Source organism: Flavobacterium sp. NKUCC04_CG, assembly GCF_019345525.1.
Taxonomy (GTDB): domain Bacteria; phylum Bacteroidota; class Bacteroidia; order Flavobacteriales; family Flavobacteriaceae; genus Flavobacterium.
Genome location: NZ_JAHKRA010000080.1, coordinates 1 through 241, shown reverse-complemented (window position 1 = coordinate 241; position 241 = coordinate 1). Strand labels below are relative to the sequence as shown.

General features: G+C 47.7%; 1 protein-coding gene. It reads right to left on the bottom strand.

All coding sequences use genetic code 11. From position 1 onward, the window contains the following. Nucleotides 1-241 (bottom strand): hypothetical protein (locus KO524_RS15295; RefSeq protein WP_219295085.1); only part of this gene is annotated, 241 nt, incomplete at both ends.

The window sequence follows — 241 nt, the reverse complement described above, 5'->3', positions numbered from 1 at the left end:
ATGACCGGTGATTTTGTCAAACCGACCCACAAAAGGATCCGGTAAATAACCGGTTCCCACGGGAATACCAGACATTTTATCACCCCAAAGCTCGGAGTCCATCGTGATTCCGGCCACCACTTCGCTAGCCGTAAAAGCCAATGCACGAGCCGATGAATAAGCACTCGTTATCGGAAAAGAAGGACATGCTGCCGCTGTTCCCCAAAGCAATTGTCCTTTGGTATTCAGTTTTAAAACATAG